The 18,959-nt window shown below is 62.7% G+C and carries 17 protein-coding genes and 1 other RNA gene; 12 read left to right on the top strand and 6 right to left on the bottom strand.

Features of this window, described 5'->3' with window-relative positions; all coding sequences use genetic code 11:
- The first annotated feature begins 181 nt into the window (after positions 1-181).
- The 3 genes from HMI60_RS04550 (at position 182) to HMI60_RS04540 (ending at position 4,668) form a co-directional block, all read left to right on the top strand.
- Positions 182-976: an IclR family transcriptional regulator gene (locus HMI60_RS04550; protein ID WP_039241812.1), complete on the top strand. Its 795-nt coding sequence runs from the start codon at positions 182-184 to the stop codon at positions 974-976.
- A 135-nt stretch (positions 977-1,111) separates the two neighbouring features.
- On the top strand, positions 1,112-2,464 hold the full coding sequence (locus tag HMI60_RS04545; RefSeq protein WP_193590637.1) for an MFS transporter: 1,353 nt from the start codon (positions 1,112-1,114) through the stop codon (positions 2,462-2,464).
- A 149-nt stretch (positions 2,465-2,613) separates the two neighbouring features.
- On the top strand, positions 2,614-4,668 hold the full coding sequence (locus HMI60_RS04540) for an acyltransferase family protein (protein ID WP_189075460.1): 2,055 nt from the start codon (positions 2,614-2,616) through the stop codon (positions 4,666-4,668).
- A gap of 6 nt (positions 4,669-4,674) precedes the next feature.
- Here HMI60_RS04540 and HMI60_RS04535 read toward each other — a convergent pair whose 3' ends face one another.
- A complete protein-coding gene (locus HMI60_RS04535; protein ID WP_079582142.1) occupies positions 4,675-5,742 on the bottom strand; it encodes a D-2-hydroxyacid dehydrogenase in 1,068 nt (355 codons plus the stop codon).
- Between the two features lie 70 nt (positions 5,743-5,812).
- Between HMI60_RS04535 and HMI60_RS04530 the strand changes: the two genes are divergently transcribed.
- The 3 genes from HMI60_RS04530 to HMI60_RS04520 are packed head-to-tail and all read left to right on the top strand — an operon-like array spanning position 5,813 to position 8,585.
- On the top strand, positions 5,813-6,727 hold the full coding sequence (locus HMI60_RS04530; protein ID WP_193590636.1) for an NAD(P)-dependent oxidoreductase: 915 nt from the start codon (positions 5,813-5,815) through the stop codon (positions 6,725-6,727).
- Positions 6,728-6,762: 35 nt separating this feature from the next.
- Complete coding sequence (locus HMI60_RS04525) at positions 6,763-7,533, top strand: SDR family oxidoreductase (RefSeq protein WP_193590635.1); 771 nt, start codon at positions 6,763-6,765, stop codon at positions 7,531-7,533.
- Positions 7,533-8,585, top strand: coding sequence for an L-idonate 5-dehydrogenase (locus HMI60_RS04520; RefSeq protein WP_193590634.1), 1,053 nt, complete (start codon positions 7,533-7,535; stop codon positions 8,583-8,585). Before HMI60_RS04525 ends, HMI60_RS04520 begins: the two co-directional genes overlap by 1 nt.
- Here HMI60_RS04520 and HMI60_RS04515 read toward each other — a convergent pair.
- The gene (locus HMI60_RS04515) at positions 8,582-9,310 is read right to left on the bottom strand and encodes a FadR/GntR family transcriptional regulator (protein ID WP_026267183.1); all 729 of its coding nucleotides are present in this window, start codon (positions 9,308-9,310) and stop codon (positions 8,582-8,584) included. The genes HMI60_RS04520 and HMI60_RS04515 overlap by 4 nt on opposite strands.
- A gap of 252 nt (positions 9,311-9,562) precedes the next feature.
- On the opposite strand from HMI60_RS04515, the gene gndA reads away from it, so the two are divergent.
- Together gndA and HMI60_RS04505 are read left to right on the top strand one after the other, a co-directional pair.
- Positions 9,563-10,999, top strand: a complete 1,437-nt coding sequence (gndA, locus tag HMI60_RS04510) for an NADP-dependent phosphogluconate dehydrogenase (protein ID WP_018777865.1) — start codon at positions 9,563-9,565, stop codon at positions 10,997-10,999.
- Positions 11,000-11,123: 124 nt separating this feature from the next.
- A complete protein-coding gene (locus tag HMI60_RS04505; RefSeq protein WP_064722270.1) occupies positions 11,124-11,963 on the top strand; it encodes an oxidoreductase in 840 nt (279 codons plus the stop codon).
- Here the strand turns inward: HMI60_RS04505 and epsC are convergent.
- From epsC to msrA, 3 genes are all read right to left on the bottom strand, one after another.
- Positions 11,960-12,544: a serine O-acetyltransferase EpsC gene (gene epsC, locus HMI60_RS04500; RefSeq protein WP_018777863.1), complete on the bottom strand. Its 585-nt coding sequence runs from the start codon at positions 12,542-12,544 to the stop codon at positions 11,960-11,962. The two genes, HMI60_RS04505 and epsC, sit on opposite strands and share 4 nt — an antisense overlap.
- A gap of 41 nt (positions 12,545-12,585) precedes the next feature.
- Entirely contained in the window at positions 12,586-13,521 is a 936-nt protein-coding gene (gene cysK, locus HMI60_RS04495) for a cysteine synthase A (RefSeq protein ID WP_018777862.1), read from the bottom strand.
- A 67-nt stretch (positions 13,522-13,588) separates the two neighbouring features.
- On the bottom strand, positions 13,589-14,113 hold the full coding sequence (msrA, locus tag HMI60_RS04490) for a peptide-methionine (S)-S-oxide reductase MsrA (protein WP_018777861.1): 525 nt from the start codon (positions 14,111-14,113) through the stop codon (positions 13,589-13,591).
- A 124-nt stretch (positions 14,114-14,237) separates the two neighbouring features.
- On the opposite strand from msrA, the gene HMI60_RS04485 reads away from it, so the two are divergent.
- Positions 14,238-15,164 (top strand): Nif3-like dinuclear metal center hexameric protein, encoded by a 927-nt coding sequence (locus tag HMI60_RS04485; RefSeq protein WP_018777860.1) that lies wholly within the window; start codon positions 14,238-14,240, stop codon positions 15,162-15,164.
- Between the two features lie 59 nt (positions 15,165-15,223).
- Entirely contained in the window at positions 15,224-15,961 is a 738-nt protein-coding gene (locus tag HMI60_RS04480) for a zinc ribbon domain-containing protein (RefSeq protein ID WP_018777859.1), read from the top strand.
- An 18-nt stretch (positions 15,962-15,979) separates the two neighbouring features.
- Here HMI60_RS04480 and HMI60_RS04475 read toward each other — a convergent pair whose 3' ends face one another.
- On the bottom strand, positions 15,980-16,744 hold the full coding sequence (locus tag HMI60_RS04475) for a YaaA family protein (RefSeq protein WP_193590633.1): 765 nt from the start codon (positions 16,742-16,744) through the stop codon (positions 15,980-15,982).
- Between the two features lie 57 nt (positions 16,745-16,801).
- Here HMI60_RS04475 and rnpB point away from each other — a divergent pair.
- Both rnpB and HMI60_RS04465 read left to right on the top strand, forming a co-directional pair.
- Positions 16,802-17,188: RNase P RNA component class A (rnpB, locus tag HMI60_RS04470), an RNA gene on the top strand.
- Positions 17,189-17,452: 264 nt separating this feature from the next.
- Positions 17,453-18,940 carry a glyceraldehyde-3-phosphate dehydrogenase gene (locus HMI60_RS04465; protein WP_082499724.1) on the top strand — a complete coding sequence of 496 codons (1,488 nt, stop codon included), beginning with the start codon at positions 17,453-17,455 and terminating at the stop codon, positions 18,938-18,940.
- The last annotated feature ends 19 nt before the right edge of the window (positions 18,941-18,959 follow it).

The following is an 18,959-nucleotide window of genomic DNA, read 5'->3' as shown; positions in this document are numbered from 1 at the left end:
ACAGGAAATGGATGAGCTCTCCACCGCGACTATTGGGGGATGCCGCGGTGGAGAGCTCGAAAATGAATATACAGCCAACTTTTGGGTTTGGAAAGCCGGACAGGTCAGCGACACCTGCTTGCCACTATGATGGGTATTGTTCAGCAGATTGAACACTGAGTTGCAATGACGAAGGAGAATCATGGCCGATTCCCGCACCACCCGCTCCGAAGGGTTGGGCGCTTCGTCGCCGGCCCCCGCCGTCACGCGCGCCGCCGCCGTCCTGGAAGCCCTGGCTGATTCCCCGTCCGGCCGCTTGACCCTCAGCGATTTGTCCCGTGAGCTGGGCATACCGAAGTCATCAACATCGAACCTGCTGCTGGCGCTCGAGGAAGCGCGCCTCATCACCAGGCAGGGCGCAGATTTTGCGCTCGGGCGGAAGCTGGTGGAACTCGGAGCTGCGTACCTCAGCCGCCTCGACGAAGTGCAGGAGTTCTACAAGTACTGCGAGCAGGCTCCAACGCTCTCCGGCGAAACGGTCCGCATTGCGATGCTCGACGGCGACCACGTCATCTACCTGGCGCGTTACGAAGGGCATCCTGCCGTGCGGTTGACGTCCAATATCGGTGACAAGATGCCGGTCTCGCTGTGCAGTGTGGGCAAGGCGTTGCTGGCACAGCTGCATGACCACGACATCGAGGCCATGTTCCCGGACGGTATGGAATTGCCCACGATGACTGCCAACTCACTCCGGACGGCCGAGGAACTCAAGGCCCAGATCACCACCATCCGCCAGCAAGGCTTTGCTTTCGAGGATGAGGAGTCCACGGTAGGTGTCGTTTGCCTGGCCGTCCCTGTACCCACCCACGGCGCGCATGGGCCCAGCCTTGGTCTCTCCGTGACCGCATTGAAGGCCACATATTCTGAAGAGCAGGGAGCTCTCATGGTGAAAGAGCTCAAGGAGTTGGCGCGTTCGCTGGGCAACCCTATGGGCTGATTTTCATAAATCTGATTTTAACCTTGGCATTGCGTTCAGCAAGCTGTACTCTGTTCATCATAGTGATCTTGGCGGTGCTGCCATCACTATCTCACTGGGCCAACGGGGGCCCGGGGTGATTTTGAGGGAGTGCTTGTGACAACTCGTACTAAAACAAACTTCGCGGCGGAAGCTGACGAGGCCGTCGTTGAACCGGAGCAGCTCCGGCGGGCGACGCTGGCCAGTTCCGTGGGCTCCGCCCTGGAATACTACGATTTCTACATCTACGGCCTCGCTTCGGCGCTGATCTTCGGGCCACTGTTCTTCTCGCCGCTCGGTCCGGACGGGGCATTGATCGCCTCCTTTGCCACGTATGGTGTCGGATTTGCTGCCCGTCCCTTCGGCGGCTTGATCTTCGGCTACATCGGTGACCGGTTCGGCCGCAAGATGGTCCTGATCCTGACGATTGCCTTGATGGGCACGGCAAGCTTCGCCATTGGCCTCCTGCCGACCTTTGAGCAGGCCGGGATGCTGGGTGCGGTGCTGCTCGTGACCCTGCGTATCATTCAGGGGCTCGGTGCCGGTGCCGAGCAGGCCGGCGCAACCACGCTGATTTCCGAAGTCGCGCCGCGTCGTCGTCGTGGTTTCTTCGCTTCCCTGCCGTTCGTCGGCATTCAGCTCGGTACCCTGCTTGGCGCCGGCACGTTCGCGCTGATCACCATGGCGGACAAGTCGGTCCTGCAGGGCTGGTTGTGGCGGGTACCGTTCCTCGCCAGCTTCATCCTGATCGTGATTGCCATCTTCATCCGGCTCAAGCTCAAGGAAACTCCTGCCTTCCAGGAACTCGAAAAGCACAAGAACGTAGTCAAGAACCCCATTGGCGCTTTGTGGAAGCACTCCAAGAAGAACGCATTGATCGGCATTGGCCTCCGCATGGGCGAAAACGGGAACTCGTCAATCTACTCTGCCCTGCTTGTCTCGTTCATGAGCATGCCCGCAGGAGTCTTCGCGGGCAACAACTCCATCGGTCCTGTCGGTCTGTTGATCGCCGCTGGATTCGCAGCAGTCATGGTGGTGACCTTCGGTGCGTTGTCCGACAGGTACGGTCGTGTTCCGGTTTACCGCTACGGCGCGTTGTTCCAGGCGATCATTGCCGTACCCGCCTTCTACCTGGTCACACTGGGCAACGTCACCTTGGTATGGGTAGTCATGGCCGTGGGAATCGCCATCGGCGTCCAGTCGATGCTTGGTCCGCAGTGCCCCCTGCTGCCTGAGCTGTTCGGATCGCAGTACCGGTTCACCGGTGTGGCCATGAGCCGTGAAATTTCAGCGGTCCTCGCCGGTGGCCTTGCGCCGCTGCTCGGAGCGCTGATGCTGGCCGCCACCAACCACTCCTGGCTGGTGCTCGCCATCTACTCCTTGGTCCTCGCGCTCATCTCCTTCGTGACCACCTTCTTCACCCCCGAGACGGCAGGCCGCGACCTCGTCAGCACGGAAGACGCCAAGTAGTCGCCGAAACCGCTGCTACAACACGCCTCAGGACGGCGTCCCTCCACAGGAGGGGCGCCGTCCTGTTTTCTTTGCGGCGTCCAACCCCGGAGTGCTGGAAATTCGCGGACCGCGGTGCAGAATTGGTGCAGCGATAGAGGAGCGTGTCCATGACGGCAACCAAGGGCGTGGCATCGCCGGAAAGCCCCGGCCAAATCCGGGGCTCCAGAGGCACCAGATTTCGGCCCGAGATCCAGGGGCTCCGTTCACTGGCCGTGCTCATGGTGGTGTCGTATCACATCTGGTTTGGCAGGGTTTCGGGAGGCGTGGACGTCTTCCTGCTGATTTCGGCTTTCCTGATGACCCTCCAGTTCGTCAGTCGGTATGAGGAGTCCCGGCCGGTGTCGCTGGTCCGGCACTGGCTGCACCTGTTCTGGCGGCTGCTTCCCGCCGTCGTCGTAGTGCTGACGGGTACATTGGCAGCAACGTTCGTTATCGTCCCCCGGACAAGGTGGACTGAGATCGTCAACCAGGCCTGGGCTTCCCTGTTCTACGTACAGAACTGGCTGCTGCAAAAGCAGGTGGTCAATTACTACGCCGCTGACCACAGCCTGGCGAGCCCCATGCAACACTTCTGGTCGTTGTCTATCCAGGGGCAGGTCTTCATCCTCTGGCCGGCGATCTTCGTCACTACCGCGTTGGTGTGCCGGAGGTTCGGCTTGCGATACCGGTCAATGTTGCTGGGAATCTTCGGGCTGATCTTCGTCGCGTCGCTGAGCTACTCGATCTACTTCACCAGCGCCCACCAGGAACTGGCCTACTTCGACACTCTTGCCCGGCTGTGGGAGTTTGCGCTGGGTACCCTGGTTGCCCTGCTGCTTCCCTTCCTGCGCCCAGGGCGTGGCCTGGGTACCGTACTGGGTTGGGTGGGAGTTGCTGCGATGCTCAGTTGCGGTGTGCTCCTCCAGGTCCGCTCGGCGTTCCCGGGCTTCGTGGCGCTGTGGCCCACCCTCGCGGCTGTGGCTGTCATCGTGGCAGGACAGACGGGAAGCCGTTTCGGGGTGGACCGTATTCTTTCCTCCAGGTTGCTGGTGGGGCTCGGGTCTACCTCATATGCCCTGTACCTGTGGCACTGGCCGCTGTTGGTCATCACCCTTGTGTGGATCGGCGAAGACCACGCGGACGCACTGACGGGCGCGGCGATCGTGGGTGTTTCGTTGCTGCTGGCCTACCTCACCACCAGGTTCGTGGAGCAGCCGCTGCGGTCATGGCGCTGGCCGGAGGCAAAGCGTCGCCGTCTGGCCGTAGCGGTATTGGTTTGCCTTGCTGTGGGAGCGACGCCGATGACGGTGTTCGGGTTCCAGCAGCAGCAAGAGAAGAACGCCATTGCCGGCCAGGACATGGATGACAACCCGGGCGCAAGGGCGTTGCTGCCAGGCTATGTCAACCGGGTGGGCAAGGACGCCAGGACGCTCCCGACGCCTGAGCAGCTTCCGGCGGACTGGGGCAAGCTTGACGGCCCCTGTACCGGGGAGCTGCGTCCCCAGGACCCGGTCCTGTTCGCGGAGTGCCAGCAGAACGACGTCGGCGCGGATGCCGCCAAGACCATCTTCGTTGTCGGGCAGTCACATTCCCTGCAGTGGCTCGGCGCCATCGGCCCCATGGCGAAAGAGCGCAACTGGCGGGTGCAGGCCATTACGTTTGGAGCCTGTCCATTCATGACTCAGACGGACGAGGTTGGCGACGAATGCAATGCCTTCAACCGGAATGTCCGCGAACACATTCGGCGCTACCGCCCGGATGCTGTTTTCCTTGTCGGGACCGCGGCTGTCCCGGATTCTCCGGATGAGGACCTTACGTGGGGACTTGATGAACTGGTGGGGGAGATCACCGATCAAGGTGTGGAGGTCATCGCCATGCGGGACAACCCACGGTTCTCCTTCAGCCCCAGCGAATGCGCCATGGCTTCGGGCGTCGACGATCCCCGTTGCCGTCCCGCCCTGTCCTCTGTGCTGGCCGCCGACAATCCGCTGGATCAGCTGGAAGGAAACTTCACCGGCCTGTCCATCCTGGATATGACCGACCTGATCTGTGATGGTGCCAGCTGTCCGGGGATCATTGGCAACGTCTACGTGTACCTGGACGACAACCACCTCTCGAGCACATACACCGGGAGCATGGCCGATGCATTGTCCGAGAGGTGGCTCAGCGCCACAGGTTGGTAGTCCGGTTTAGTAGAAGTGGACCGGGTCCACCAGGTGGGGGAGTTCGCCACCGTCCAGGAAAATGCGCAGGTTGTTGCGGAATCGTTCGGCGATGAGCCTGTTTTCCGCCGCGCTCAATGCCGAGGTGTGCGGCGACACCAGGACCTTGGGGTGGTTCCACAAAGGGCTGTCCTGAGGCAAGGGCTCCACTGCAAACACGTCCAGGCATGCGTATCCAACCTGTCCGTTGTCCAGTGCCGCGAGCAAGGCCTCCTCGTCCACTACCGTGCCGCGCCCCACGTTGACGAAAACTGTTCCTGGCCTCATGGCAGAGAAGATGTCCTTGTTGAACAGCTTTTCCGTGTACGGCGTGCCGGGCAGCGTGTTGACCACGGCGTCGGCGTCGGCGAGGAGGCCGGCCAAGCCGTCGTTGTTGGTGACTTCGTCGATTCCCTCGATGGCTTCGACGTTGCGTTTGGTTCCGCTGACCCTCATGCCCAGGGCGCGCGCGATGCGGGCCGTTTCCATGCCGATTTCACCGAGGCCCGCGATGACAACCTTGGAACCGTTGGCCAGCTTGGTGGGCGTCCGCAGTTCCGGCCAGAACCTGGCGGCCTGGTCCTGTGCCATCTCGGCGCTGCGCTTGAAGCCGTTGAGGATACCGAATGCCGAGAATTCCGCCAGCGGCAGGGCGTGGACGCCGGCAGAGGTGGTGACATGGAACTTCCGGAGCGTTTCGGTGTCCAGGCCTGAGGCCTTGACCGCTCCACCGGCACCGGCTGCCATGGCGTGGATCCACTGCAGGTGCGGGTTGCTTTTTGCGATGCGCGCAAGGCCGGCGGGACTTTCGTTGGGGAAGCCATAGAGGACCTGTGCGCGGTTCAGCATGGCCCAATAGCGTTCTTCCTGTTCCGGCGACCTTTTGAACGCGGGGTCGCCCGCGTGGTCTGCCGGGAACCGTTCCGGAGGAAGCAGCTCCGGTTCGTAGAGAACTGTTACGGAGGGATCTACAGCGCGGATCTGCTCTACGTGCTCAGCTTCGAGCGGTACAGCGATGGCGATGGTAAGTTCATCAGTCGTCATGGTGTTCATCATACTGAATGGCGGCTAGGATATTGAACAGAATTTACGTAAATGACCACGACGAAGTGAGGTGTTACCTGCCATGACCACCAAACGCGTGGGTTTTGTCGGGCTGGGTCTGATGGGCGCGCCGATGGCCTCCAACCTGGCCGGCGCCGGATGGAACGTCACCGCCTGGAACCGCTCCGACGCCGCGTTCGAAGCTCTCCCCGGCATCAACCGGGCCGCCAGCGTGGCCGCGTTGCGTGACGAGGACGCCATCATTTTCATGCTTCCCGACCTTCCGTTCATCGAAGAAGCGGCAGCGGAGCTGCTCGAATCCTGGGGGAGTTCGGCGCCGCGCCCGGGGACCGCCGTCGTCGTCATGAGCAGTGTCTCCCCAACGGGTGTCCAGCGGTTCGGCGAACTGGTGCACCAGGCAAGCGGCGGCAACGCCGTGGTAGTGGACGCGCCGGTGAGCGGCGGAACTGCCGGTGCACAAAGCGGAACCCTTGCCATCATGGTGGGGGCCGATGAAGGAACCTTCGAGCAGCTTGGGCCGCTCTTCCAGGCCATGGGCACCACCGTGCGTCGGATGGGACCCCTGGGGTCGGGGTCGCTCGCCAAGGCGTGCAACCAACTGATTGTCGGAACCACGACGGCGGCCCTCGCCGAAGCTGCGGAACTCGCCGAACGCTCCGGGATGGATGTAGGGGCTCTTTTCGAGGTGCTGTCCGGAGGACTGGCGGGAAGCCGGGTGCTGGACAACGTCGGTCCGCGCTTGGCAGCCAAGGACTACACACCAACTGGACCGGCAAAATTCATGCACAAAGACCTCGGGTTCGTACTCGCCAGCGCTGCGGCAGCCGGCTCCGCCACGCCGATCGCTTCGGCGGCACATGACCTGTACGCCGAACTCAAACGCCAAGGGCTCGGCGACCGGGACCTCGCCGTCGTCCGGCAGGCCATCGCAAACCTGGGCCGGACGCCTGTCCCCATCACGTCCAACAGCAACTGAACCGTCGCAACTGAAGAAGGAATGACGAACAAACCATGAGTGCACTTTTCGATCTGACCGGGCGGGTTGCCTTGGTCACTGGTTCAAGCCGGGGGATAGGCAACGCCCTTGCCCGCGGCCTCGCCGATGCCGGCGCCACGGTTGTGCTGAACGGCATCAACACTGAACGGCTTGAGGCATCACACCGGGCGATGGCCGCAGAGTATCCGGATGGGAGAGTCCACAGCCGGGCTTTCGACGTGACGGACGCCGACTCTGCCGCTGAAGGGGTCGCCTGGGTGGAGCAAAACGTTGGGCCTCTGGACATCCTGGTGAACAACGCCGGCATCCAGCACCGGGTGCCCATGCTGGACCTTGATGTCAAGGACTGGGACCGGGTCATCACCACGGACCTCACCAGCGCTTTTCTTGTGGGCCGGGAAGCCGCCCGGCACATGATCCCCAGGGGCCACGGCAAGATCATCAACATCTGTTCTGTCCAGACGGACCTGGCCCGTCCCACCATCGCGCCGTATGTTGCCGCGAAAGGCGGCTTGCGCAACCTCACCCGGGCCATGACCGCCGAGTGGGCCGCATCCGGCTTGCAGATCAACGGAATCGCCCCAGGCTACATCCACACCGAAATGACGCAGAACCTGGTCGATGACGCCGACTTCAACTCCTGGATCCTGGGCCGCACCCCGGCCAACAGGTGGGGAACCACTGCGGACCTTGCCGGCCCCACGGTATGGCTCGCATCGCAGGCATCGAACTTCGTGAACGGCCAGACGATTTTCGTCGACGGCGGAATGACGGTGGTGGTCTGATGAGCATCATCCTCCCTGCATCCGGTCCGGCAGTTGTAGCCCATGGCAAAGGCGATCTTCGCATCGAGGACATCCCCCTGCCAGCACCGCAACCCAACGAGTCCATCGTGGAGATTGCCTATGGCGGGATCTGTGGTTCGGACCTCCATTACTGGCTGCACGGCGCCGCGGGCGAGTCCATTCTCAAAGAACCGATGGTCCTCGGCCACGAGATCGTTGGTGTTGTCCTCCAGCAGGCAGCCGATGGTACGGGTCCTGCAGCGGGCACGCCTGTGGCTGTCCACCCTGCCACCCCGGCACCTGGCGACGTCCGGTACCCCGAGGACCGGCCAAATCTCTCGCCGGGGTGCACCTACCTTGGAAGCGCGGCACGCTATCCGCACACCGACGGCGCCTTCAGCCGCTACGCCAATCTGCCCGCCAGGATGCTCCGTCCCTTGCCGGAAAATCTGGACCTTCGCACGGCGGCGCTTGTGGAACCGGCCAGCGTCGCATGGCACGCGGTCTCCCGCGCCGGCGACGTTCGGGGGAAAACGGCACTCGTGATCGGCAGCGGTCCGATCGGAGCCCTGGCGGTGGCCGTGCTGAAGCGCGCCGGCGCTGCCCGGATTGTCGCCGTCGACATGCATGACAAGCCGTTGGAGATCGCCCGGTCTGTCGGTGCCGACGCCGTCCTCAAGGGTGATGACGCGGACGCCATCGCGGCGGTGGACGCCGACGTCGTCATTGAATCCTCAGGGAGCCACTACGGATTGGCCTCGGCCATCAAGGGTGCCACCCGTGGCGGCAAGGTGGTGATGGTGGGTCTTTTGCCGTCGGGACCCCAACCGGTGTTCATTTCCCTCGCCATAACCCGCGAGCTGGAGCTCCTGGGCTCATTCCGCTTCAACGACGAGATTGACGAAGTCATCGCGGCCCTGGCTGACGGATCCCTGTTTGCCGACCCCGTTGTGACGCACGAATTCGATCTCGCCCACGGCCTGGAGGCTTTCGAAGTGGCGAAGAATTCGGCCGAGTCCGGCAAAGTTTTGCTGAACTTCCGGAACGGCTAATTCCTGGCCACAGGGACGAAGACGCGGGGCTGGTCGTCCCAGCTGGGTGCCAGCTCCGCGATCGTCTGGCGCATGATCCTGGCAGCGGCGTCGCGGGCTACCGCACCGTCGCCGGCGTCGATGGCGTGGGCCACGTCCATGTGCCATTGGAGGGCTTCCTTCTGGGGATGCTCGGGCATGAGGCCGTGGACGGTCCGGCCCGTGAGGGTTTCGGTGACCTGGCCAATGAGGTTGGCGAACATCTCGTTGCCCGATCCGGACAACACCAGGGCATGGAAGCGGATGTCGAGGTCAAGGAATCTTGCCATGTCCCCGGCGTCTCCCGCTTCCTTCATGGCGAGGGAAATGCCCACCAGTTCCTGCCGCAGGCTCTCGGGTGCGTTGCCGGCGGCGAGTTCGGCGGCTACGGGTTCGACGGCGGAGCGCAGCTCGGCCAACGACCGCAACTGCGCGCCGCGGCCTTCGCCCGCGAGGCGCCACCGGATGACCAGGGGATCGAAGGGATTCCAGCGATGGGCAGGAAGGACACGGATGCCCACCCGCTTGATCGTTTCCACAAGCCCGAGTGATTGGAGGACACGCACGGCTTCACGCACCACGGAACGGGAGACGTTGAGTTCGTCTTCCAAATGCTCAGCCAACATCACGTGTCCCGTGGGAAGGGCGCCACCCACAATCCGGGTCCCCAAATGCTCAACGGCGCGGTGGTGAAGGCTGGTTGACATAGAGGTAAGCATAGTGGCGCGGGGCGACCGGGGATGCCGGTATCCGTGCCGGGAACGCATTCCGCGCCGCCTCAGCAGCCGCCGGGCATCATAGACTGTTTATGACGCGGCAGCTTCCACAACGTGGGCGCCGCTTTCCCGCCCAAGGTTTATATACGTATGGTTTATTACAGCCCCTGGTTTTGAAATCGCTTCCCGCGTGCCCCCATGGCTACGTCGGGACTGTTTGCACACGAACGAATTGGAGTTTTGATGTCAGCACACATCGGTGTCACCGGCCTTGCGGTGATGGGCGCCAACCTGGCCCGCAACCTCGCACGCAACGGCTTCACCGTGGCTCTCCACAACCGCTCCGTGGAAAAGACTGACGCCCTGCTGGAAAAGCACGGCACGGAAGGCGACTTCATCCGCACGGAAACGCTGCAGGAACTCGTCGACTCCCTCGAAAAGCCCCGCCGCGTCCTCATCATGGTCAAGGCAGGCGCCCCCGTCGACAACGTCATCGAGCAGCTGGAACCGCTGCTCGAGGCCGGCGACATCATCATCGACGCCGGCAACTCGCACTACGAGGACACCCGCCGCCGCGAAGCAGCGCTGGCCAAGAAGGACCTTCACTTCGTCGGTGTCGGTGTCTCCGGTGGTGAAGAAGGCGCGCTGAACGGCCCCTCCATCATGCCCGGCGGCTCCCGTGAGTCCTACGACGCGCTCGGCCCGCTCCTGGAAAAGATTTCCGCCAAGGTCGACGGCGAACCCTGCTGTGCTTGGATCGGCACCGATGGCGCCGGCCACTTCGTCAAGATGGTCCACAACGGCATCGAATACGCCGACATGCAGGTCATCGGCGAAGCATTCGACCTTCTCCGCTCCGGTGCAGGCATTGAGCCCGCCGAACAGTCCAAGATCTTCGCTGAGTGGAACAAGGGCGATCTGTCCTCGTTCCTGATCGAAATCTCCGCTGAGGTTCTCGGCCACGTCGATGCCAAGACCGGCAAGCCGTTCGTTGATGTCGTCGTTGACGCTGCCGGCCAGAAGGGCACCGGCCGTTGGACGGTCATCTCCGCCCTTGAACTCGGCTCACCGGTCTCCGGCATTGCAGAGTCCGTGTTTGCCCGCGCACTGTCCTCCCAGACCGAGCAGCGCAAGCTCGGCCAGGAGCTGCTCGCCGGTGAAGAGGCTTCCGTGGAAATCCCGGAGACGTTCGTCGAGGACGTCCGCCAGGCACTCTACGCCTCCAAGCTTGTGTCCTACGCACAGGGCCTGGACATGCTGACCTCCGCAGCCAAGGAATACGGTTGGGACCTCAAGCTGGACGAGATCGCTTCCCTGTGGCGTGCAGGCTGCATCATCCGTGCAGAGCTGCTCAAGGACATCACCAAGGCCTACGCTGCCGATGAGAAGCCCGCGAACCTGCTGTTCGCACCGGCCTTCACGAAGGCCATCGCAGAGGCACTCCCGGCCTGGCGCCGCGTTGTGGCCACCGCCGTGCAGCTGGGCATTCCGGTACCGGTGTTCTCCTCCTCCCTTGCTTACTACGACGGCCTCCGCCGCAAGCGGGTCGCCGCCGCCCTGATCCAGGGACAGCGCGACCTCTTCGGTGCACACACCTACGGCCGAGTAGACACCGAGGGCACGTTCCACACCCTGTGGGGCGAAGACAAGTCCGAGATCTCGGCTGTCGACACCCACTAGCGGCCACGTGGGTCAGTAACACCACCGCGCAAAGGCCGGTTCCTTCCTATTACGCTGGAAGGAGCCGGCCTTTGCCGTAACGGAGCTCCCGTTCAGGTGCTGGGCCACCAGCAAAGGACAGACAATGCCAGCCAGCATCGCACTTGTTACAGGCGCCTCCACGGGTATCGGATTCGCGACGGCCCTTGCCCTGGCAGGGGCGGGCTTTACTGTCTACGCAGGTGCGCGTCGCGTCGACATGATGGAGCCCCTGAAGGACCACGGGATAACCGTACTGTCGCTCGACGTGACCTCCGAGGAATCGATGATGTCAGCGGTGGCGCAAGTGGAAGCCGCCCACGGACGCGTGGACGTGCTGGTCAACAACGCAGGCTATGGTTCCTACGGCTCCCTTGAAGAGGTCCCCCTGGCCGAGGGGAGGCGGCAATTCGACGTCAATGTCCTGGGCCTTGCAAGGATGACCCAGCTGGTTCTTCCGCAGATGCGGGCGGCAGGGAAAGGCAGGATCATCAATGTCACATCCATCGGGGGAAAGATCTACGAGCCCCTGGGCGCTTGGTACCACGGCACCAAGTTTGCCGTGGAGGGGATGAGCGACTCGCTGCGCCTGGAACTGAAGCCGCACGGCATCGACGTCGTCATCATCGAACCGTCAGGGACCGACACCGAATGGGGCACCATCGCCGGCGAGGGGCTGCTGGCCACGTCAGGCGATGGCCCGTACGCCGATCAAGCGCATATTGTTGCCGCAGCGCTGGCATCCACCTCGGGTGACGGCCACGTGCTTTCCACTCCGGCAACGGTGGTGGCAAAAGCCATCGTCCGGGCAGCAAAGGCAAAACGCCCCAGGACCCGCTACCCGGTAGGGCGGGGGGCCTGGAGCGTTCTGGCAATGCGAAGGATTCTTCCGGACAGGGCGTTCGACGCCGTGTTCCTGAACTTCTACAAAGGACTGGCCGGCTAGATGCGGTATTCGATGTAATACTCGGCCGGATCCACTGCAGGCTTCGTCTCTGACCTGGCGTCCCGGTGCCGCCAGGTCGCCGGAATTCCAGTGATGATCGACTCTGGTGGAGCGTCCTTCACTACTACGGCATTCGCACCAACAGCACTGTCTGCTCCGATGGTGATGGGGCCCAATACCTTCGCGCCGGCACCAATGGTCACCCTGTCACCGATGGTGGGGTGGCGCTTGACCTTGGCCAGGGAGCGGCCGCCGAGCGTGACACCGTGGTAGATCATCACGTCATCGCCGATTTCCGATGTCTCACCGATGACGACGCCCATGCCGTGGTCGATAAAGAACCTGCGGCCAATCGTGGCCCCGGGGTGGATCTCGATGCCCGTCAGGAACCTCGCGAGCTGCGAAATCAGGCGCGCCGGAAAACGGAGCGCCGGGTTTTGCCAGAGCTTGTGGGTCAGGCGGTGCGCCCAGATGGCATGCAATCCGGAGTAGGCGAAAAAGTTCTCAAAAGAACCTCGCGCCGCCGGGTCGTGGGACCGGGCGGCGTCGAGGTCTTCCTTAAGTCTTGCGAAGAAGCTCACAAAGACCTTTCTACAGGAAATGAAGGTGTGCAGGCGTTGTGTTAGCCGCGGATGTCATCGAACAGCACGGTGGAGATGTAACGCTCCCCGAAGTCACAGACGACGGCCACGATCAGCTTGCCGGCATTCTCCGGACGCTTTGCGAGTTCGAGCGCGGCCCACACGATGGCACCGGAGGAGATGCCGCCGAGGATGCCTTCGCGGGCACCGAGGTCCCGGGCAACCCGCACGGAGTCCTCAAGGGTGGCGTCAAGGACTTCGTCGTAGACGTTGGTGTCCAGGATCTCCGGCACGAAGTTGGCGCCGATGCCCTGGATCTTGTGGGGACCGGGAGCGCCACCGTTGAGGATGGCCGAATCCTTGGGTTCGACGGCAACAATCTGGACTCCGGGCTTGCGTTCCTTGAGGACTTGGCCCACGCCGGTGATGGTGCCACCGGTTCCTACGCCTGCTACGAAGATGTCAACTTCGCCGTCGGTGTCGTTCCAGACTTCCTCGGCCGTGGTGGCGCGGTGGATCGCCGGGTTGGCCTCGTTGGCGAACTGCTGGGCCCAGATGGAGTTCTCCGTGTTGGCGACGATCTCCTGGGCCTTCTCGACGGCCCCACGCATGCCTTCGGAACCCGGGGTCAGGACGATTTCGGCACCGTAAGCGCGCAGCATGACACGGCGTTCGGTGGACATGGTTTCGGGCATGGTCAGGATGACCTTGTAGCCGCGTGCCGCGCCCACGAGTGCGAGGGCAATGCCCGTGTTGCCTGAGGTACCCTCGACGATCGTTCCGCCCGGCTTCAAGGCACCGGACTTTTCGGCGGCGTCAATGATGGCTACACCAATGCGGTCCTTGACGCTGTTGGCGGGGTTGTAGAACTCAAGCTTGACGGCAACCTGGGCGTCAAGGCCCTCGGTGAGCCGGTTCAATCGAACCAGCGGGGTGCGGCCGACCAGCTGAGTAACGTCGTCGTAGATCCTTGCCATGAAAATTTACGCCTATCTCTGAAGAGGGATTGCTGAGGTCAGCCTAACCAGCCGGATCGAAACCCTGCTAAGCAGTAAGCCATGCAGAGTAATATTTCCTGGCCTTTGCCAGCTTGGGGTTAATGATCACCTGGCAGTATCCCTGGTACGGAAACTTTGCATAGTAATTCTGGTGGACTTCCTCGGCCTCGTAGAAGTCCGGGAGCGGCACCACTTCAGTCACAATCGGGTCGGACCACAAGGCCTGGGCGCGTTCGATGGCTTCCTCGAACAAGACCTTCTCCTCGGTGGTGGTGTAGAACATCGAGGACCGGTACTGGGTCCCGACGTCGTAGCCCTGCCGGTTCAGGGTGGTGGGGTCGTGCAGGGCGAAGAACATGTCCAGGATGACTTCTTCCGGAACAACAGTTTCATCGAATGTCACCGCAACCACCTCCGCGTGACCGGTGGTCCCGGAGCACACTTCGTAGTAATCGGGATTGCGGACGTGGCCGCCGGTGTAGCCGGAGACAACCGAGCTGACCCCGCGGGTTTTCTGGTAAACGGCATCCAGGCACCAGAAGCAGCCGCCGCCAAGTACGAAAGTTTTCATGTTCTCTTCAATGGTTGGGATGGCCTGATGATTCCCGCTTCACCTTACGGGAGAATTACGGCACCGGGCAGCTGCACAAGTGACCGGGACTGCCTGAACCGGCCCGGTAGTGAAGAATAGGGATATGGAAGCAGTGAACACTGGCATTTCTGATGCGGATTCCGTCGAAGATGACGAAACAGAACACGAAGAAACAGTTGGGGCCAGCGGCGAACCTACCCTCGGCCAGGTGTTGTTGGCTGTTGAAGAACTCTGGCCCGAGTCCCTCGCCGAGGATTGGGACGAAGTCGGCCTGGTTGTCGGGCGACCCACGGCCCCGGTGACCAAAGTCCTCTTTGCCGTGGATCCCACCCTGGCCGTTATCGATGAAGCCATCGAATGGGGTGCCGGGCTCCTTATTACCCATCACCCCCTGTTGCTCAAAGGGGTGAACTCCGTTGCCGCAACGTCGGCCAAGGGCCTCGCTGTCCACCGATTGATTGAAGCGGGCACCGGCCTGCTAACCGTGCACACGAATGGTGACTCAGCCGTTGGCGGAGTGTCGGACGTCCTGGCAGATGCCTTCGGGCTGGAGAACGTGGCGCCCCTGACCCAGGCATCCAACGGATTGCCGGAAGAAGGAATCGGCAGGGTGGGCGATCTTCCGGAGCTTGAAACCCTGGGCGACTTTGCGGCCCGTGTCTTTGAAATGCTGCCCGCCGTGGCGGGCGGGGTCCGGGTTGCCGGCGACAAAGACGGCCTGGTGCGGCGTGTTGCCGTCTGCGGCGGCGCCGGGGACAGTTTGTTCGACGCCGTCCGGGCCAACCATGCCGATGTGTACGTCACAGCGGACATGCGGCATCATCCGGCCTCCGAAGCGCGTGAGGGGGCCACCAACGGGCGGCCGTACCTGATTGACGTATCGCACTTTGCGAGTGAATGGCTGTGGCTTCCAGCCGCCGCAGAAGCGTTGGGCAACGTGCTCGCTGACCAGGGCTACGACGTCGATATCCGCGTCAGCAGTACCAACAGTGACCCTTGGGACTTCATACTGACTCCCGGCGGCGACTAGAGTCTAGGAAAGGGGCCGGACCTGATCTCCAGGACCGGCGGCGACAAGCGGAGGTAAGCGTGGCGAAAGCAGCACCGGCAGAACAATTGAAATTGCTTGAACTGCAGGGGCTGGATGCCAAGCTCAAGTCGTTGGCGGGCCGCCGGAAGGTGCTGGAAAACGATCCCCGCATTACTGACCTGACGGACGCCCTCAGTGTGGCCAACGGTGAACTCGGGGCGGCCAAAATCGCTGTCCATGACGCCGAAGCCGAACTGCGCCGCGCGGAAGCCGACGTCGAACAGGTTGCGTCCCGCATCGAGCGCGATGAAACCCGGCTGAACAGCGGAACCGGGTTGTCCAAGGACCTGGTGGCGCTGCAGAACGACATCGCCTCGCTGAACAAGCGCCGTTCGGACCTTGAAGACGTTGAGCTTGAGATCCTGGAGCGCCTGGACACCCTGCGTGAACGCCAGGCTGCCCAGCAAGCCATTGTTGACGACATCCAGGGTTCGTTCGGCAGCATCCGCTCTGAACTGGACGAAGCGATCGCGGAGATCGCGGCCGAGGAGACAGTGGTTCGCGGGCAACGGGCTGTATTCGCCGAGGCGCTGGACCCGGGGATGCTCGCGGTGTACGAAAAGACCATCGCCAAGCGTGGAGTCGGTGCTGCCCGGCTGTTCCACGGAAAGTCCGAAGGCTCGGGGATGATGCTCAGCCCAGGTGACCTTGCCGAGGTCAAAGCCGCAGCGGAGGACGACATCGTTTTCTGCCCGGACTCCGGCGTCATCCTGGTCCGTTCAGCGGAGTGGAACTGACCTGACCCGGGCACGGCCTTAGTTGGACAGAATGATGTTCAGGGCGTGTGGCTTCCGGGCGGTGCCCTCAACCAGTTCGGCGGTCCGGATTTCGCTGGCGGCCTTCAGGAGCTGATCCGGAGTTTCCGGAGCCTTGCCGCGCCTGGTCAGCAGATGCCGTGCCAACTCACCCCTGGTGTGCTTGGCGAAGTGGCTCACCACGGTGCGCTTGCCGTTCGCCTCGTTGAACACATTGACGTTCACCGTCTGTGCGGCCGGGGGAGCCCACGCTGCGGCGTAGGTGCTGGAGCGGCAGTCCACCAGCAGTTCGCCGTCGACCCGCTGGGCGAGGGCGGCGTTCAGCTGCGGCTTCCAATAGGAGGCGAGGCGTCCGACGTCGGGCAGTGCGGTTCCCATCGACAGACGGTAGGCGGGCACGTGGTCACCAAAGCCAATGGCTCCCCACAAAGCGGAAACAACCAGGATGGACTCCGTCGCCTTGCGGCGCTGGGCCGGCGTCATGGTCTTGAAGCCGAGGGCGTCGTACAGGACTCCCGAATAGACCTGGTGCGCGGGAGCCGCGGGTTCGGCGTGCAGCCGGGTATTACGTTCGACGTCGTCCCGCAGCGAGGCGCCGACGCCCAGTAACGCCAGGGCGTCCTCGTGCGCGCTCACTGTCCCCAGAGCTTCAAGGACCTTGGCCCGGTACGGGTTCAGTTCCGGGAAGCTCAGCGACTCCCATTCGATGGCAGGTCCTTTGAGGGCGGGGGTTTTGCCTTCTGAGGGCGGCAGGAGAATCAGCACCAGTCGATATTACCGGTGACTTGGGCCGTCCTGGACGCCGGTAGACTGTACGGCGGATGGGTTGACCAGGCGGCCGCGCGTCACGAAAGTGGCTCGAGGAACGTCCGGGCTCCACAGAGCAGGGTGGTGGGTAACGCCCACTCGGGGTAACCCGCAGGCCAGTGCCACAGAGAACAGACCGCCTGCGTCCCGGTATTGCACCGGGGCAGCAGGTAAGGGTGAAACGGTGGTGTAAGAGACCACCAGCTCCCTGGGTGACCGGGGAGGCTAGGTAAACCCCACCCGGAGCAAGGCCAGACAGGACACGTTCGAGGGCTGCTCGCCCGAGTGTCCGGGTAGGCTGCTGGAGGGCGTCGGCAACGGCGTTCGTAGATGGATGGCCGCCTCTCCCTTTCCGGTAACGGAAGGGGATGACAGAACCCGGCGTATCGGTCAACCCATCCATTTATGACTCCCTGAATGACGGGCGTGTGAGTGATTTCACGCCTCCGGGACGACCATGCCCCGGCCTTCCCGCCTAGAATGGTTACTGAACGTAGATGTTCTGCCGCCGGGACTGCGTTCGCAGCCGGCGGATTTTCTTTGCTCTCGTTCAAGGCGCTGTGGGTGGACCGAAGCCCGCCGGCGCATGTGCCGCAGGACTACTCCGGGCGGCCGCCGCCATCCGCATACGAGGACGTATGTGGTTGACCCAAGGAAGGTAGTTCTGTGAGCCAGACGTCAGATTCTTGTCTTGATAAGTGGATGGGCCGGGAGGCTCTCGCCGAGGCCATGATTCCGGTGATCGGCCGGTTGTACCGGGAAAACAACGTGGTCACCAGCATCCACGGCCGGAGCTTGATCAACAAGTCCACCATGAACATCCTCAAGGCCCACCGCTTTGCACGCCGGATGAGCAACCACGAGCTCCTGCTCGAGGAGACGGCACCCCTGCTGAACGCCCTTTCCGAGCTGGAGCTCGGCGCAGCAGCCATTGATATTGCACGTTTGACCGAAAAGTACCGGGCAGAAGGCAATGGCGCCTCCCTGGACGAGTACTTGCGCTCCGAGCTCGCCGAGATCGTTGGCAAGCGCGGCGCTGACGACCGCACCAGCACCGACGTCGTTCTTTACGGTTTCGGGCGTATCGGCCGTCTGCTGGCCCGCATCCTGATCGAAAAGGCCGGTGGCGGCCACGGCCTGCGCTTGCGCGCCATCGTGGTCCGCAAGGGCGCCGACAACGACCTCGTGAAGCGCGCGAGCCTGCTGCGTCGCGACTCCGTTCACGGTTCCTTCGAAGGCACCATCCGCGTGGATGAGGAAGCCAACACCATCACCGCCAACGGCGTCCAGGTACAGGTCATCTACTCGGACAACCCCGCAACTGTTGATTACACCGAGTACGGAATCAAGGACGCCCTGGTGGTCGACAACACCGGACGCTGGCGCGACGCCGAAGGCCTCTCCCAGCACCTGCAGAGCAAGGGCGTTGCCCGCGTCCTGCTGACGGCGCCGGGCAAGGGTGACCTCAAGAATATTGTTCACGGCATCAACCACCGCGACATCAGTGACGACGACAAGATCGTCACCGCCGCATCCTGCACCACGAACGCCATCACTCCGGTGCTGAAGGCCATCAACGACAAGTTCGGCATCATTCACGGCCACGTCGAGACGGTTCACTCGTTCACCAACGACCAGAACCTGATCGACAACTTCCACAAGGGTGACCGCCGCGGACGCTCCGCTGCGCTGAATATGGTGATCACGGAGACCGGTGCCGCCAAGGCAGTGGCCAAGGCCCTTCCCGAACTCCAGGGAAAGCTGACAGGCAACGCCATCCGTGTACCCACCCCGGACGTCTCCATGGCCATCCTGAACCTCAACCTGGAGAAGGGCACCACGCGCGACGAGGTCAACGACTTCCTGCGTGAAATGTCGCTGCATTCCGATCTCCGCAAGCAGATCGATTACATCGATTCTCCCGATGTAGTCTCGACGGACTTCGTCGGCTCCCGTCGGGCCGGCATCGTCGATGGCCTCGCCACGATCTCCAACGACAAGAACCTCGTGCTGTACGTCTGGTACGACAACGAGTTCGGCTACTCCTGCCAGGTTGTCCGTGTGATGGAAGAAATGGCCGGCGTGAACCCGCCGTCGTTCCCGGCCCGGGATGTCATCGCTCCCATTGCCGTACTCGAAACGGCCGGCGCCTAGGTCCGCAGCAGTTAACACG

This window comes from Paenarthrobacter sp. YJN-D (assembly GCF_015040335.1).
Taxonomy (GTDB): Bacteria; Actinomycetota; Actinomycetes; order Actinomycetales; family Micrococcaceae; genus Arthrobacter; species Arthrobacter nicotinovorans.
Note: the sequence above shows the minus strand (reverse complement) of the source record. Positions and strands in the feature narration are given on the sequence as shown.